The organism is Chryseobacterium sp. PMSZPI, assembly GCF_002835665.1.
In the GTDB taxonomy this organism is placed as follows: domain Bacteria; phylum Bacteroidota; class Bacteroidia; order Flavobacteriales; family Weeksellaceae; genus Chryseobacterium.
This window is the reverse complement of record NZ_PIZV01000068.1, coordinates 1-15,995: the sequence shown is the minus strand read 5'-3', so window position 1 is coordinate 15,995 and position 15,995 is coordinate 1. Positions and strand designations below refer to the sequence as shown.

General features: G+C 33.4%; 13 protein-coding genes and 1 pseudogene. 7 read left to right on the top strand and 7 right to left on the bottom strand.

The genetic code is table 11. The features are described from left to right. A pseudogene (locus tag CW752_RS13495) lies at positions 1-378 on the bottom strand (bifunctional NAD pyrophosphatase/5'-nucleotidase); the annotation flags it as partial. A gap of 194 nt (positions 379-572) precedes the next feature. Between CW752_RS13495 and dapA the strand changes: the two are divergent. The 4 genes from dapA to CW752_RS13475 all read left to right on the top strand — a co-directional run bounded on the left by dapA (position 573) and on the right by CW752_RS13475 (position 3,397). Further along, a complete protein-coding gene (dapA, locus tag CW752_RS13490) occupies positions 573-1,445 on the top strand; it encodes a 4-hydroxy-tetrahydrodipicolinate synthase (protein WP_101240232.1) in 873 nt (290 codons plus the stop codon). Positions 1,446-1,578: 133 nt separating this feature from the next. Beyond that, positions 1,579-2,082 (top strand): GNAT family N-acetyltransferase, encoded by a 504-nt coding sequence (locus CW752_RS13485; RefSeq protein WP_101240231.1) that lies wholly within the window; start codon positions 1,579-1,581, stop codon positions 2,080-2,082. Positions 2,083-2,376: 294 nt separating this feature from the next. Beyond that, positions 2,377-2,958, top strand: coding sequence for a helix-turn-helix domain-containing protein (locus CW752_RS13480; RefSeq protein WP_101240230.1), 582 nt, complete (start codon positions 2,377-2,379; stop codon positions 2,956-2,958). After that, positions 2,951-3,397: a response regulator gene (locus tag CW752_RS13475; protein WP_101240229.1), complete on the top strand. Its 447-nt coding sequence runs from the start codon at positions 2,951-2,953 to the stop codon at positions 3,395-3,397. Before CW752_RS13480 ends, CW752_RS13475 begins: the two co-directional genes overlap by 8 nt. Positions 3,398-4,016: 619 nt before the next feature. Here the strand turns inward: CW752_RS13475 and recG are convergent. The 6 genes from recG to CW752_RS13445 form a co-directional block, all read right to left on the bottom strand. Next, positions 4,017-6,101, bottom strand: a complete 2,085-nt coding sequence (recG, locus tag CW752_RS13470) for an ATP-dependent DNA helicase RecG (protein ID WP_101240228.1) — start codon at positions 6,099-6,101, stop codon at positions 4,017-4,019. Positions 6,102-6,219: 118 nt separating this feature from the next. Beyond that, a complete protein-coding gene (locus CW752_RS13465; protein ID WP_101240227.1) occupies positions 6,220-6,753 on the bottom strand; it encodes a thioredoxin family protein in 534 nt (177 codons plus the stop codon). A gap of 41 nt (positions 6,754-6,794) precedes the next feature. After that, positions 6,795-8,306 carry a peptide MFS transporter gene (locus CW752_RS13460; protein WP_101240226.1) on the bottom strand — a complete coding sequence of 504 codons (1,512 nt, stop codon included), beginning with the start codon at positions 8,304-8,306 and terminating at the stop codon, positions 6,795-6,797. A 23-nt stretch (positions 8,307-8,329) separates the two neighbouring features. Beyond that, entirely contained in the window at positions 8,330-9,319 is a 990-nt protein-coding gene (locus CW752_RS13455) for a YhcG family protein (protein ID WP_101240225.1), read from the bottom strand. Positions 9,320-9,381: 62 nt separating this feature from the next. Then, positions 9,382-11,136 (bottom strand): peptide MFS transporter, encoded by a 1,755-nt coding sequence (locus CW752_RS13450; RefSeq protein ID WP_101240224.1) that lies wholly within the window; start codon positions 11,134-11,136, stop codon positions 9,382-9,384. A gap of 131 nt (positions 11,137-11,267) precedes the next feature. Beyond that, positions 11,268-12,923, bottom strand: coding sequence for a peptide MFS transporter (locus CW752_RS13445; RefSeq protein WP_101240223.1), 1,656 nt, complete (start codon positions 12,921-12,923; stop codon positions 11,268-11,270). Between the two features lie 274 nt (positions 12,924-13,197). Here CW752_RS13445 and CW752_RS13440 point away from each other — a divergent pair, with 274 nt between their 5' ends. The 3 genes from CW752_RS13440 (at position 13,198) to CW752_RS13430 (ending at position 15,844) form a co-directional block, all read left to right on the top strand. Next, positions 13,198-13,383: a hypothetical protein gene (locus CW752_RS13440; protein ID WP_101240222.1), complete on the top strand. Its 186-nt coding sequence runs from the start codon at positions 13,198-13,200 to the stop codon at positions 13,381-13,383. 74 nt (positions 13,384-13,457) lie between these two features. Beyond that, entirely contained in the window at positions 13,458-15,017 is a 1,560-nt protein-coding gene (locus CW752_RS13435; RefSeq protein WP_101240221.1) for a vitamin K epoxide reductase family protein, read from the top strand. A gap of 8 nt (positions 15,018-15,025) precedes the next feature. Continuing rightward, on the top strand, positions 15,026-15,844 hold the full coding sequence (locus CW752_RS13430; RefSeq protein WP_101240220.1) for a GLPGLI family protein: 819 nt from the start codon (positions 15,026-15,028) through the stop codon (positions 15,842-15,844). Positions 15,845-15,995 lie beyond the last annotated feature (151 nt).

Sequence of the window (15,995 nt, the reverse complement as noted above, 5' to 3'; positions counted from 1 at the left end):
CATAATATCACCTTTCCCAATGGTAGTACGGATTCCTCCGATATTGATCAACGCCGCATCTACATTTTGTTTAAGATGTGTTTTAGTCCATTCATCACCCCCTTCAAGCGTATAGTCAGCTAAAAGATTCCCCAGATTGCTGTTGTCACCTTGCTTGGTAAGATCCACATTGGTATGTGATATCTTCTGGTTCATTTCTTTATCCAGTTTCTGTTTATAAGGTTCTATGAATTTTGCAATTTCCTCATCATTTTTTAGCTCATTATTAATAGAAATATTCTTCTGGGTCTTTACATTTACAAGCTGCGCTGTAGAAGCGGTTTTGCATGCAGTAAGAGATGCCAGAGCAATTCCTAATAACAAGAATTTATTTTTCATATGTTGCAAGTTATGTTTTATAAGGTTATATGCAATCACCAGTTTTCTTGGTTTTTTTGTAAACAATTTTGGCTATAGCGATTTCATAATATCTTTTAGTATATGCAAATATAACTATATGTATAATAAAACATTATTATTTATTATAAATTCTTAGCGTAAATGACTAAATTTGAAAAAAATAATTCGAACAGATGAGCATTTTAAAAGGAGTAGGTGTTGCATTGGTGACACCCTTTAATGAAGATTTATCCGTTGATTTTGACAGTTTAACAAAACTTGTTGAATATAATATCGATAACGGAACCAATTATTTGGTAGTATTGGGAACAACGGCAGAAGCCGCAACGCTTTCTGCTGAAGAGAAGAAACAGGTAATTGAGCATATCATTAAGGTAAATAATAAACGTCTTCCATTAGTTTTGGGAATAGGCGGTAATAATACTTTTGAAGTCAAGAAACAGATAGAAGAAGCTGATCTTTCAGCATTTGAAGCAGTATTGTCTGTGTCTCCATATTATAATAAGCCTAATCAGGAAGGGCTTTACCAACATTATAAAGTGTTAGCTTCTACAGGAAAAAATATTATTATATATAATGTTCCTTCAAGAACAGGACAAAATATTGAGGCAGATACAACTATTCGTCTTGCAAAAGAGTTTCCGAATTTATTCATGATCAAAGAAGCGGCACCTAATATTTTGCAATATTTTGATATTTTGAGAAAAAAGCCTGAAGGATTTTCTCTGGTTTCCGGAGATGATGAATATACACTTCCTGTAACATTAGCCGGAGGAGATGGGGTAATCTCTGTCATAGGACAAGGATATCCAAAAGAGTTCTCTACTATGGTACAGCTTGCTTTTGAGGGAAAAGTAAAAGAAGCTTATGAAATTCACAATAAATTAGTAGAGATTACACGTCTGATTTTTGCTGAAGGAAATCCTTGTGGTATTAAAGTAGTATTAGCTGAAAAAGGAATTATTAAAAACTATTTAAGGCTTCCTTTAGTCGCTGCATCAGAAGGACTTTATGCAAAAATTAAAGCTGAAATGGCAAATATTTAATGAGTTTCGGAAGTGGATTTATTGTATTTTCAAACATCCACTTATACACAAAAAATAGATAAATAATTATTGAAAAATAAAGTAAAGTGAAAAGTTTCGGCTTTTCACTTTTTTTAATCAAAATCCATACATCATGAAATTAATAAAAGCAACGGAGAACAATATACCGCTGATTCAGGATCTAGCAAGAAGATCCTGGGAAAATGCCTATGCAGATATCCTGTCTAAAGAACAATTGGAGTATATGCTTTCAGAAATGTATTCTGAAACAGAATTAATGAACCATCTTCAAAACCCCAACTACCAATATTATTTGATTCAAGATGAAGAAAATGAGTTATATGAAGGATTCATCGGTTATGAATATAATTATGAAGGAAAAACAACCAAATTGCATCGTATCTATCTGGTTCCTGAAAGCAAAGGAAAAGGATTTGGAAAGGAAGCTCTTCAATTTCTGAATCAGAAAGTAACAGATTATGGAAATGATAGGATTATCCTGACCGTTAATAAAAATAATGTTGCCAAAAAATTCTACGAGTCCCAGGGATACAGGGTTTATGATGAAGGAGTATTTGATATAGGTAATGGATTCGTGATGGATGATTATCTGATGGAGTATCTAATTCACAATTAATTGACTTAAAATTTTGTAACTTTATCCTGTAATTCTATAACAGGTGATTTCTTTTTTTGACTCATCTTTGCTTCAGAACCAAATCACTTATTAAATAATACATTCATATGCTTGGTTTTGAGCTGAATCAGCTTTTTATCAGTATATTTTTTTCATCCTTAGTGTTTAAATTCCTGTATTTTAGAATGCAGGAGTTTTTTTTTATTAATATTATGTTAAAAATTATTTTCCTATTTCACTTTCAATTGAAATAAATTATTATATTTACTAAAAAATTGATTTACTTATATTAGGATGAAAATGTATGTAAAATTTGATTTCAATGCCCTCTGTAAGAAGGTGTTGGATGACAAGCTTAAAGAATATGGCTTGAAATACCGTTTGCTGAATTTTGGTGAAGTAGAGTTCTATGAACCCTTTACGCAAGAACAGCACCATCTTTTTAAGAAGAACCTTGGAGAGTATGGCATTGAAATTATAGAAAGCCAGAAAACGGCTTTAATACAGAAAATAAAAGATGCTATTGTAGAACTTGTTTTTTCTGAAGAAATTATTCCGGTAAAGGCCTCTATTTATATTTCTGAAAAATTAAACCACAGTTATGGATATCTTTCCAACTTATTTTCAGAAGTGGCCTATACGTCAATAGAGAATTTTATTATTCTACAGAAAATTGAACATGCCAAGGTTTTAATTATAAGAAATAAACAAAGCCTTACCGAAATTGCCCACAAATTAAACTATTCCAGTGTGGCCCATTTAAGTACTCAGTTTAAAAATACAACAGGAATTACCCCATCTCAATTTCAAAAGATTGTTGGTAAAAGAAGAAAAGCCCAAAATACGGCGATAAACCCTAAAATGCAGTATGAATAAAGAATTTCTGAACGTAATCGTAGCAGATAGTAATGAAAACACCTTAATTTTTTTTAAAAATATATTCAAAGAGCTGAAGATCTGTATAAAAATACAATGCTTCAATAATGCAGATAACTTAATGAAGTATTTGAATAATGCAGATGCGGTTATCCCGGAAATTGTTTTTATTGAATATCATATATCAGGAAAAAATTGTTTGGAATGTATTGAAGAAATTAAATCAAACTTAAAGTTCATGAATATGGTAACTGCTGTATATTCTGAGCAGATTCCTGATAATGAAATAGAAGATATTTTTGTAAAAGGAGCTAATATTTGTATGAAGAAACCTGAGGATTATGAGAAACTCAAGAAAGTATTAACGGACGTTATTACAATCAATTGGCAATACCATACCTCAGGATTGAACAAAGAAAATTTTATAATGAAAGCATGATGAATAGATTATTTTGAGATTTATCCTTTTTTTTAAAAGGATTGATATTTCATGCATACTATTCACTATTATGTGAAAATTTTATAACTAAATGTTAAAATAATATAAAAAAAATTCCAAGAAATATCCTGACTTTTGTAAACGTAAACTATAGACACAAATTTATATATAATAAAAAACAAAAAATGAATGAAAAGCAGTTATTTCTACCACTTAAAAATTATATAATCACGAGTTTATAACAAAATGAATTATATTAATTTCCAATTAAAAAGCATAGAAGATCTTTAATAAAACGGTACAATCATGAAAACTCTAGAATGGTTGGAGATATTTTTATTCGTTTCATTCCCTCATCTCCAATCATAAACACAGTTAGTTTTTATAATAAGCAAGTTGGAAAAATAATTCATTTTGTTTTTATAATTTATTTTAATAGTTATGGTTTAACAATATATTCAAAAGTATATAAAATATTTTCACACCATATTTACACAACACCACATCACAAAATATTAAGCCTAAACTATTAAAATAAATTTTTTAAGCAATACAAAGTAATTTCTTCTAAATAACAGTTTTATAAGGGGACCGCAGGAAAGTATTTTCTGCGGTTTTTTTATGAAATTTTACTCCACTTATTCTTTCCTTTGTAGTATTTAAGGTAGTAATTTTTGATGATCAAATTATCTGGTCTTGATAATAACGGATCAGCTTCCATGATTTTTTCTACTGTATTTTTTGTAGTTTTAATAATTGCAGAATCCTTTACCAGGTCCAGTCTTTTAAAATCTACAACACCGCTTTGTTGGGTGCCTAAAATATCTCCGGGACCACGAAGCTGCATATCTACTTCAGAAATTTTAAATCCATCATTGGTTTCTGTCATTGTCCGGATACGGGTTCTGCTTTCTTTTGACAATTTATCCGATGTCATTAGAATACAATAGCTTTGCTCAGCACCTCTTCCTACACGACCTCTAAGCTGATGAAGCTGTGAGAGTCCAAATCTTTCAGAACTTTCTATGACCATTACAGAAGCATTAGGGACATTTACTCCAACTTCAATAACGGTAGTAGCAACCATAATTTCAGCTTTTCCGGAAGCGAAATAAGCCATCGCTGCATCTTTTTCATCCGGTTTCATTTTGCCATGAAGCATGGTAACATTGTAGTCTGAAAAGTACTCCATGACATGTTCAAGCCCCTCCATCAGATTTTTATAGTCTAATGTTTCGGATTCTTCAATGAGCGGGTACACAAAATAAACCTGCCTACCTTTTTTTATTTCATCTTTACAAAAATTATAAACATAAAGTCTGTCTTTTTCACGTCTATGCGCAGTGATGATAGGTTTTCTGCCCACCGGCATTTCATCAATTACCGATACATCAAGATCTGAATAAAAGCTCATTGCTAAGGTTCTCGGAATAGGAGTAGCAGTCATAACCAGAATATGGGGTGGAATTTTATTTTTAGCCCAAAGCTTAGCTCTTTGTGCCACACCAAATCTATGCTGCTCATCAATGATAGCCAGTCCAAGATTTTTAAATTTAACCTTGTCTTCTAAAACAGCGTGAGTTCCTACCAAAATAGAAAGCGTTCCGTTTTCAAGCTCTTCGTGAATAATTCTTCGTTCCGAAGCTTTGATGGAACCTGTCAGTAGTCGGACATTGATACCTGTTTCATGCAATAATTCCTTGATTCCATTATAATGCTGTTGGGCAAGGATCTCAGTGGGAGCCATCAAACAACTCTGGTATCCGTTATCCATAGCAATAAGCATGGTTAATAAGGCTACCATTGTTTTTCCTGAGCCAACATCTCCCTGCAGAAGCCTGTTCATTTGGATAGGCTTTTTCATATCCAGACGAATTTCCTTTAGAACCCTTTTTTGTGCATTAGTTAATTCAAACGGAAGATGATTTTCATAAAAATTATTGAAATAGTCTCCTATGATTGGAAATGGATTACCATATGATTGTGTTTTATGATGAAGTTTCTTTAAACCATATCCTAACTGGAAAAAGAATGATTCTTCAAATTTTAATCTATAATCGGCTTTTTCAAAATGTTCAGCATTCTTGGGAAAATGTACATTCAGAAATGCATGTTGCCTGGACATGAATTTGAAGGTTTTCATCAGATATACCGGAAAATTTTCTTCAATAAGATTCGGAATTTCCTTGCAGATATTTCTTAATACATTCTGGAAAAATCGCTGGCTCAATCCTCGTTTAGTCAATTTTTCCGAACTAGGATAAATGGGCTTCAAACGAGTGTCTCCTTCTTTATTTTCCTCAGCTTCGATTTCAGGATGTGGCATAGAAAACTGACGATTGAAAACATTGATTTTACCAAATATATATACCTCACGATTAATGGGAATCTGTTCTTTCAACCATTTTGAATATTGAAACCAGACTAAATCCATACTTCCGGTGCTGTCATTAAATTTGGCAGAAAGTCTTTTTGTTTTTCCGGTTTGGATTTCCTGTATTTGGGTAATCTTTCCTTTTAGCTGTATTTCAACACTCGTTTCCTCAAGCTGAGAAATCGTATATACTTTACTTTTATCCAGGTAGCGGATAGGGTAGAAGTTCAACATATCTTCTACAGTGGACAATCCCAACACATTTTTAATGAGTTTGGCTCTTTCAGGACCGATTCCCTTTACGTATTCTATGGAAGTATCTAAAGTCATTTTAAAAAACGAGCCCTAATTTCGGTAAAATAGCTGGAAATTAAAATTTTTCCTTCAAAAAATTGTGAGTTTAAAGTATAACAAAGGCTTCCAGATTCTGAAAGCCTTTTTATTTATTTTAGTTTTTAATTTTAGATTTGAATTTTTTCTGATAATCTTCCCATTGTTCTCTTGATCGGATTTTTTTAAACAAATCCTTTGAAATCAATTCTAAATAAGGCTCCAGCTCTTTAGCGGACAATTCCCCTTGCAAGATTGTGATAGGACCACCATGTTCATCCAGAAATACAGTACTGGGTACAGCACCTACGTTCATATATTGAGTAAATTCATGTAAAGAATTCTTTCCTTTTTTATGTTCTGTATTCGAATTGGAAAATTTTCTTCCAAAGATTTCAATACTGTTTTGTTCTTCTGCATTGAATTTTACCGGATAATAATTTTCATTTAAAATTTGGGCAATAACAGGATGACCGTAAGTTTTTTTATCCATGATTTTGCAGGGCCCACACCAGTCTGCATAGAAATCGATAAGTATTTTTTTTGGATGTTCTTTTTGAGCTTTTAAAGCTTCTTCAATTGTCATCCATTTTACTTGTCCAAAACTAAAATTTAACAATAATAAGAGAATTATGCTTAAAATTTTCTTCATAACTTGGTATTTATGTAAAAATAAGCATAATTACTTATTTTTTATTTTACATCTTGCATTAATTTTTTCACGTACGGAGATATCAAAATTAATACCACTCCGGCAATTATCGCATACAATCCCAATTGTTTATATCCATCAGTGTAAGTGATTAATTCATCATAATTGGTAGAACCTTCTTTTGCTGTGGCAAGACCGGCTCCGATAATTCCTGCAACATATTGTCCATAAGCTGATGCAAGGAACCACATTCCCATCATCATTCCCTGAAGATTCTTTGTGGAAAGCTTTGTCATAATCGATAATCCGATTGGAGAAAGGCATAATTCACCAAGGGTGATGATCAATAATGCGAGTGTAAAGAAGTTTAGTGAAGTAATTCCCTGAAGGTTAGCAAAAAGACGTGTTGCAAATAAAACGTAATATCCTAATCCTAAAAAGATAAATCCTAATCCGAATTTAATGATGGTATTCGGTTCAATTTTTCTTTTATTCAGCCAAATCCAAAGAAGTCCGATCAGCGGAGCAAGGAAGATAATAAAGAATGCACCGCCTGAGTTGTTCACTCCATTCGGATCTAAACCGAATAAATCTTTATTTAGGTTTTTGGCGGCAAAAATACTCAGTGAGCCTCCACTCTGCTCATAAATTCCCCAGAACAATATAGAGAATAGAATGAAAACTAATGCAGCCCAAAGTTTTTTACGTTCCGATGGGGTTACTTTAGTCATCTCATAGAATAAATAAATCAATGTCAAAGGTCCGATGGTCCACATGAAATAATCCGTATATTCCGTTTTAGCAACCATAGTCATGATAATGGGTACAAAAATTAAAGAAAGAATATATACTCCGTATTCTTTCCATTTAGGAATCGGAGCTGATTTTGTCTCTGCCAAAGGATGGCCTGGCTGTAGTCCGATTGTTCCGAGTCTTCTTTGCGTAAAAATAAAGTTGATTAAGCTTACGACCATTACTATTGCTGCTAATCCGAAAGCAATATGCCATCTCATTTCTTCCGCAATGATGTTGCTTAAAAATTCTCCTTTACCAATGGCAATACATAAATAGCCCCCAAGTAAAGCCCCAAGATTAATTCCCGCATAGAAAAGAGAAAATCCGGCATCAGCCCTTGAATCATTAGGTTTATAAAGTTGGCCAACCATTGATGAAATATTAGGTTTAAAGAAACCAGTTCCTACCACAGTGAAAGCAATACCCAGGAAAAAGAATTTATGTGGGTCCGTCGCCAGAATCAAACTTCCAACAATCATCAGAAGTCCACCCCAAAAAAGAGATTTCCTGAATCCTAAAATTTTGTCTGCAAAAAGACCACCTACAAAGGTAAAGGCATATACAAAGGCCTGAGTGGCCCCATATTGAAGGTTAGCTTCTTTTTCATGGAAATTAAGCTGTGAAATCATAAAGAAAACCAGCATTCCACGCATTCCGTAAAAACAGAAGCGTTCCCACATTTCAGAGAAAAACAGACTCCAGATTTGTCTAGGGTATTTTCCTTTGAAATTTTGTATTTCATCTAAAGTTAAGCTCATAACGCTATATGATTAAGTTTTAATTAAGGGTTTTTATTTTCCTGATCCAGTTCAAAGCGAATTCTGTCCTGGTCGATGATTTGTTTTAATTCTTCTTCTTTTGGAAGATACAGCAGGTATTTGCTGGCGAATAAATTGTTTTTATCATTGAGTACAGAGTATTTTACAATAGTTTCGTCCTTTTCAGAACATAATAAAATACCAATAGTAGGATTGTCACCTTCACCTCGTTTCATATCGTCGTACATTCTTACATACATGTCGATTTGACCAATGTCCTGATGGGAAAGTTCACCTGTCTTCAAGTCTATGATGACAAAGCATTTTAGGATATAATTGTAAAAAACGAGATCGATATAAAAGTCTGAGGTATCAGTAGCAATATGTTGTTGTCTGGCTACAAAGGCAAAGCCTTTTCCAAATTCCAGCAGAAATTTTTGAATATGGTCAATAATGGCAGTCTCAATTTCTCGTTCTGAGATCTGTTCGTTAGCTGTTAAACCTAAGAATTCAAAGATATAAGGATCTTTTAAAACACTATGGATACTCTCGGTTGAAGATTTTTTGTGTTCCAAAACTCTTTCATAGGCCAGAGAATTGATTTGTCTTTTCAAATCTCTTACATTCCAGTTATTTTGTACTGCTTCATTAAGGTAATAGCTTCTTTTATGTTTATTATCCTGACTTGAAAGAAGCCTGTAATGGGACCAGCTCAATTGTTGAGACAATGTGTCAACAATTGGGAAGGCAATGTAAAACTTACGCATATTGGAGAGATTAGTGTAATCAAAACCCTTTCCGAATTCTAAGGTAAGTTTTTGAGAAAGATTCTTTAGTGTATATTTTCCATATTCTGCACGTTCTTTTCCCTGCTGCTCATTTTCAACAATAAGTTTTCCGATCTGCCAATAGGTGAGCAGTAGGGTAGAATTCGCGATTCGAAAAACTTTTTCGCGCGATTGCTTAATAATTTCCTTTACGGATTGGAATAAAGAATCTTCGGAAATTTCCATCGTACGAAAATAAAAAAAACCTCTGACTTGGCAGAGGTTTTATTCATATTTTGTAAATGTAATTATTTTACACCATGCATCATTTTCTTCAAAATAGGAGATAAGATCCCTAAGATAACTGAGGCAATACCACAAAGTACAACAAATACCATGAAGAATTCAAATAAATTGTGAATTTCAAATCCGGCAAAAGTAGGGTTGTGTAATGGTAACTGAGCTTTTTCAAATGCTGCAGTCTGTTCTGCTGTTAACGTTACTTTTTTATCTAATACATCCTGTAGATTCACTCCTATTTCCTGTGCTTTTTTAAATTTATCACCTGTAGCAGGGATAAGTGCTCCTAATGAACCTGCCAAGGCATATCCTGCGGCATTAGAAATAAAGAAAACCCCATATAATAGTGATGCAAATCTCTTTGGAGCTAATTTACCAACCAATGATAATCCGATTGGAGATAAACAAAGCTCACCACAAGTTTGGATGAAATATAAAAGCATTAACCATTTGATGGCCAATAATCCTGAATTTCCTAAATCTTTTACATTGTGTGCAATGATGAAGTAAGAAAGAGCGATCAATGCAAGACCCATAGCTTGTTTAAATGGAGATACGGGTTCTTTTCCTTTTGCTCTTAATTTATCCCAGATTAAACTGAATGGAACCGCTAATAAAACAACGAAAATTCCATTGAAAATCTGCACCATTGAAGGAGGCATGTTCCATCCGAAAATATTTCTGTCTGTTTGGTTATCCGCAATAAACGTTAACGAAGAACCTGCTTGTTCAAAGGCAGCCCAGAAGAAGATGATGAAGAATGATACAATATAGATTACCCAAATTCTTTGTCTTTCAACTTTATTTTCAGCTGATGTCATAATCAGGAAAGCTAAGGAAATACCTGCAGCATAAATGAATGGATAGATAATCCCTTTGATCAGTTGCCCCATTTCCATTGAGTTGAATCCGATTTCTCCTACAAGTAAATATCTGAATGCAAAGAATAAAGCAACAAAGATAGCTACAGTAACGCCTAAGAATACTCCTGAGAACTTTGCTGTTTGAGATTCTCCTTCCTCAAAGTCTGCAGTGGTATTGTTTTTAGGTAAACCACCAATAGGACGTCCTTCCGGAGTTACTACATATTTATTTTTAAGGATAAAGAATGTTACCGTTCCGATTACCATAGCGATAGAAGCCGCAAGGAATCCCCATTTGAAAGCAAAAATATCTCTTACTCCTGTTGTCGCATCTTTTACATCTCCTACGTATGGACAAATAAACTGTCCTAAGAATGCTCCAATATTGATTCCCATATAGAAAATGGTGAATGCCGAGTCTAGTTTTGATTTTTCCTGCTTAGGATAAAGACTTCCCACCATTGAGGAAATATTCGGTTTGAAAAATCCGTTACCAAAAATGATAACAAATAATGCCAACCACATAACAAGTTTAGCACTTCCTATATCCGCAGAGAAGGTAGAGGCACTAATAAAAAGTAAAAACTGACCAATGGCCATAAGCGATCCACCTATGACGATAGCGTATCTGTTTCCAATATATTTATCAGCAATAAATCCTCCCAAAAGCGGAGTTAAATAACATAAAGCCAAAAATCCACCATAGATGATAGCTGCATCCGCTTCTTTTATTAATAAGGAATTTACCATAAAGAGCGTTAAAAGTGCTCTCATTCCGTAAAAGTTGAAACGCTCCCACATTTCCGTTCCGAAAAGAACCCATAACCCTTTTGGATGTCTGGAATTCTTATTCTCTACCAATTCATCCGGTTTCGGATTTATTGCTTCAATATTATCCATTCTATTGTTAATTTTTGTTAAGACTGACAAATATAGTTTATTTTGAGTTTTTGGCAAGGTTTTAATTTTATTTTTAAATAAAAAAGCTGCGGAACCATTCCACAGCTTTTTATTCTTTATAATATTAAGGATTAGTGTCCTTTTTCCTTCATGATTTTATTTAATCTTTTTAACATAGAAAGTCCCAATAGTGTAGCAAATATTAACAATCCGAAATTAACAAGGAAATAATTTGTTTTATTTTCGTAGTTATACCACGTACTTGCCAGAATTCCCGAAAGTTTGTTTCCTACAGAGTTTGCCAGGAAAAATCCTCCCATCATCAATGCCGTAATTCTCGCAGGAGAAAGCTTGGAAACATAAGAAAGTCCCATTGGAGAAAGACATAACTCCCCGATAGTGATTACCCCATAACTTGCAACAAGCCATAAGGGAGATACTTTTACAGAACCATTATCTCCGGCCATTACAGCTAAGACCATCACCAGACAAGACAAACCTGAAATAAATAATCCTAATACAATTTTCGTAGGAGTTAGAGGTTCTTTTCCTTTTCTTCTCAGGAGAGCCCAGAATCCGACAATCACCGGTGTTAAAGCGATAACCCAGAATGGATTAATAGACTGGAATAATTCCGTATTGTAAAGGTATACTTTGTTTTGAGGGTTTTTCTCCAGACTAGCACGTTGCTCAGGTGAGATATTCTTAAAATAAACATCTTTTCCCATTTCTTTTTTAGTGTCTCCATTGTCATCTTTCTGGGAACGGAACTGGTTGTCATAAACCGGAGTTTCTTTATCCTCATAGCTTTTTCCGTCCACCATATAAATCCCTTCTAATGGTTTTTCTAAAGATGCAGGAACACTTCTGTCCGTATAATAATTAGCCCATCTCGTTAATGCCGTACCATTTTGTTTGAAAACTGCCCAGAAAAACATACTGATCAGGAATACAGAAAGCAATGCACCAATGGAGGCTTTTTCGTCAGGTTTAGCTTTAAAATAAAGAGAGGCATAGAAGTAAATAACAGGGATGCAGGCAAAAATAAAGGCGTCCGTACTGTCACTTCCGAAAATATTATTGGGAATAAACCAACCAATTGCTCCGGCAATAATAGCAGGAACGAATACTTTTATTAAAATTTCAGAAAGTTTGGTATCTCCCTCCTGTACAGGTTTCATTTGTGCTGCATGGATGTAGTGCTTTCTTCCGATGGTGAAAATAACCATCCCGATCAACATTCCAACACCGGCAGTGATGAAGGCTTCCCCCCACCCGAATTTGTTACGCATGAAAGCAGCAATGATGTTACAAATAAATGCTCCAATATTGATTCCCATATAGAAAATATTATATCCGGAATCTTTGTTGGCCTTATATGGCTCTTCAGAATAAAGATTTCCTAATAAGGTTGAAATGGTTGGTTTGAAGAAACCATTTCCTATGATAATAAGTGCCAGAGAAGAATAAAATAAAGGTAAATCTTTAAAAACTCCCATTCCAATATATCCGGCAGCCATTAAAAAACCTCCGAGATAAATGGACTTAATATACCCTAAAACTCTATCCGCCAGGAATCCTCCAATAAAGGGAGTTAAATACGTTAGCGCGATATAAGTTCCGAAAATATCATCAGCAGTTTTGTCTGGTAGCCCTAAACCTCCTTTTATGCCGGCAGGTTCAATGACATACAAAACAAAGATTCCAAGAATCAGGTAGTACCCGAAACGCTCCCACATTTCCGTAAAGAAAAGGAAAGGAAGCCCTTTAGGATGTTTAGTCTTCATATATTCAAATTTCAAATTTCCCAAAATTAGGTTTTTAATTTCAATTGATAAAATAAATAATCATTTCCCAAATGATTAATGAAATAAATATAAAATGGAAGTTCTCTGTGAGACTTTTCCTTATTTAAACAACTATATATAGAATGTGTACAATATGCATACAAATTGTACACAAAAATTACACAAAATATGCAAATGTATTTCTCTCATACGTGATATTTGTTTTTTAGTTTCGAAGGTGTCAATAGTGACATAAAATCCTAAAAAAAACATTATGAAAAAAAATGAACTAAAAAAAATGAAAGGACATTTATCCAGAAATGAACTTAAAACCATTAAGGGAGGAGGGCAGCCTGAAGCTCCGTTTGATTTGGGTTGTGCATGTACTAATGCAGCATGTGCAAATACCCATAATGGTAATGGAGACTCGTATTGCAATGGTACTTTTTGTTGTGGATAATCAAGACGAATTCTTTAAAGTGGCAACAGGAAACTGTTGCTATTTTTTTGAAATGTAAAAAAAGATGTATTAAAATGACACGCAAAAGTTACACTGCTGTTATCGATTATTTGGATTATAACAAGATACCTATTGATCGGGATGAATTTGAGCTTCAGTTGGAAGGGCATCCGGATTTTCCGAGTCTTTTAGCATATTCCGATGCTTTGAGTTTTTTCAATATTGAAAATTACAGTTATAGAATAGATAATGATGAAAAAGATATTTTACCTGAAGATTTTTTAGCTTTGGTAGAAGGAGAACTTACTATTGTAAAAAATAAGAATAATCAACTTACCATCGATGGTTCTCCGGCACATGACTTTTTTACAAAATGGGAAAATATAATCCTTATTGTAGATAAAGAAGAGGCTGCCAATAGCAAATCCAAATTCGATTATTCCTATATCAATTGGGGAATCGTTATACTCTTGTTTATATTTCTGCTAAGCTATGATTTTTCTAATTGGTTTTTAAAATTAATATTTGCCTCCACCTCTTTAGTGGGGTTCATAATGGCATATGAAGCATATAAAAAAACGCATGGAAAAGGAACGTTTATTCCGGTTGGCGTATGCAGAAGTAATTATTTGAATACAGATTGTGACCTGGTTTTTAATTCCAAAAAATGGAAGCTCTTTACGAAAATAGATTTGTCTGAAATTTCATTGCTGTTTTTTACCAGTCAAATCACGTGTTTTATTCTATTTTCATTGATAGGAAATGTTGAATTTTTTCTTGAAGTCTATCAGTATGGTTTATTAGGGTTTATACCCATCGCTTGCTTGTCTTTGTACTATCAAATATTTGTGGTTAAAAAATATTGTCCGGTATGTATGGCTATCATCGCTTGTGTATTGATTCAATTGATAGCTGCTAATCTTATCTTTTTTAATCATAAAATCATCAATACCGGTTCCATACTATTGTTTTTAATCGGAACTTTAGGGACAATAATTGTTTTACTGAACCTAAGGGCAAATGAAGAAATAGTACAGAAAAATGAATATACCATTAAGAAAAATTTGAAATTCAGGAGAAACTATATGTTTTTCAAGAATAATCTATCCTTTCAAAAGAAACTGATGAATACCGATTTTTCGAGTGCTTTTGTATTTGGGAATGAACATGCGGAGCAAAGTTTAACCTTCGTTACCAATCCTTTCTGTAAACATTGTAAGGATTTTTATCCCGTTTTTATGAAGTTGGTGAAGAAATACTCTGACGAGTTGAGAATCAATATTTTCTTTGATATAGATCTTAGCAGGGATGATCAGGATAATCGGGCAGTTCATGTCAATCTTACCAATATTTATATCAATAGTGAAAATAAGATAGAGTTTTTAGAAGCTCTTAGCAATTGGTATAACGTTCAAGGGTATAGTGAAAACAAAAATATATGGTATCAAAAATATTCTAAATACTTCGGAAGTTCAGATGCTGCATTAAGTTTATTGAAAAGCCATGAAAAGTGGGTAAATAACAATGGAGTGCATTTTACACCCAATATTTTTATCAATGATACGGAATACCCACTCCAGTATGAAAGAGCAGATTTGGAATACTTTATTCCTGAGTTTTTATCTGAAAATTAAAATCAATTATGAAAAGCTTATTATTTATATTGCTGGGAACGGTAACGTTTTTTTCCCAGAACAACAGGTTCATCTATGAGGTGAAATACAAGAAAGATTCTACATCAAAAGAAATTACCAGGGAAAATTATTATCTGGATGTTACAAAAGAGGATGTAGCCTATTATAACAGACTGAATTATATTAATGACTCAATATTTAGTGCTACCGGGCAATATATACCGGGTAGGCTAACTTCTTTCCTCATCAAAAAGAATAATAACAATATCTATCAAAACTACGAATATATCGGAGATGCAAACTATTATAAATTATCCGAAGAATCCAAACAACATTGGAATATTACAGACAGTATAAAAGTTTCTAATAATTTTCGACTTCAAAAAGCTATTGCTCAATTTGGAGGAAGAAACTGGATTGCCTGGTTTACTAAAGATATTCCAATGCCTTACGGACCTTATAAATTTAACGGATTGCCGGGATTAATTATGGAATTATACGACACCAAAAAGGATTATTATTTTCATGTCATTAAAAGTGAAAAAATTTCTGAAGATTATAAACGTAATTCATTAAATGCCTCTATATCCAGGGCAATTCCTGTGACCCAAAAAGAATTGAATAAGCTGAAATTAGACCTTTATTCCAACCCTTTTAAGTATGCATTGAATGGGACGTTAACGATTCCCGAAGGGAAAAAACTACTTTTGGATGACGGAACGGTTTTATCCAAAGAACAACTGAAACCGGCCGAAGCTAATGAGAGGAAAAAGCTAAAGTCTTTTAATAATCCTATTGAACTGGATAAAGCTGTAAAATATCCTTAGTAAATATGTATGAATGTTTATTGAAAATCCCTTTCAGAACTTCTGAAAGGGATTTGTATTTTACTTTGTAGAATTATAAGTTGTTGAGGATAAAATCAGTCATCTTTTGATATAGCTGAGGCCTTGTCTGCCCACCATAGATACTGTGGTT

Excerpts from the sequence above, each read along its gene's own strand:
- dapA (WP_101240232.1), top strand. The coding sequence starts at position 573 with ATGAGCATTTTAAAAGGAGTAGGTGTTGCATTGGTGACACCCTTTAAT.
- CW752_RS13485 (WP_101240231.1), top strand. The coding sequence starts at position 1,579 with ATGAAATTAATAAAAGCAACGGAGAACAATATACCGCTGATTCAGGAT.
- CW752_RS13480 (WP_101240230.1), top strand. The coding sequence starts at position 2,377 with ATGAAAATGTATGTAAAATTTGATTTCAATGCCCTCTGTAAGAAGGTG.
- CW752_RS13475 (WP_101240229.1), top strand. The coding sequence starts at position 2,951 with ATGAATAAAGAATTTCTGAACGTAATCGTAGCAGATAGTAATGAAAAC.
- recG (WP_101240228.1), bottom strand. The coding sequence starts at position 6,101 with ATGACTTTAGATACTTCCATAGAATACGTAAAGGGAATCGGTCCTGAA.
- CW752_RS13465 (WP_101240227.1), bottom strand. The coding sequence starts at position 6,753 with ATGAAGAAAATTTTAAGCATAATTCTCTTATTATTGTTAAATTTTAGT.
- CW752_RS13460 (WP_101240226.1), bottom strand. The coding sequence starts at position 8,306 with ATGAGCTTAACTTTAGATGAAATACAAAATTTCAAAGGAAAATACCCT.
- CW752_RS13455 (WP_101240225.1), bottom strand. The coding sequence starts at position 9,319 with ATGGAAATTTCCGAAGATTCTTTATTCCAATCCGTAAAGGAAATTATT.
- CW752_RS13450 (WP_101240224.1), bottom strand. The coding sequence starts at position 11,136 with ATGGATAATATTGAAGCAATAAATCCGAAACCGGATGAATTGGTAGAG.
- CW752_RS13445 (WP_101240223.1), bottom strand. The coding sequence starts at position 12,923 with ATGAAGACTAAACATCCTAAAGGGCTTCCTTTCCTTTTCTTTACGGAA.
- CW752_RS13440 (WP_101240222.1), top strand. The coding sequence starts at position 13,198 with ATGAAAAAAAATGAACTAAAAAAAATGAAAGGACATTTATCCAGAAAT.
- CW752_RS13435 (WP_101240221.1), top strand. The coding sequence starts at position 13,458 with ATGACACGCAAAAGTTACACTGCTGTTATCGATTATTTGGATTATAAC.
- CW752_RS13430 (WP_101240220.1), top strand. The coding sequence starts at position 15,026 with ATGAAAAGCTTATTATTTATATTGCTGGGAACGGTAACGTTTTTTTCC.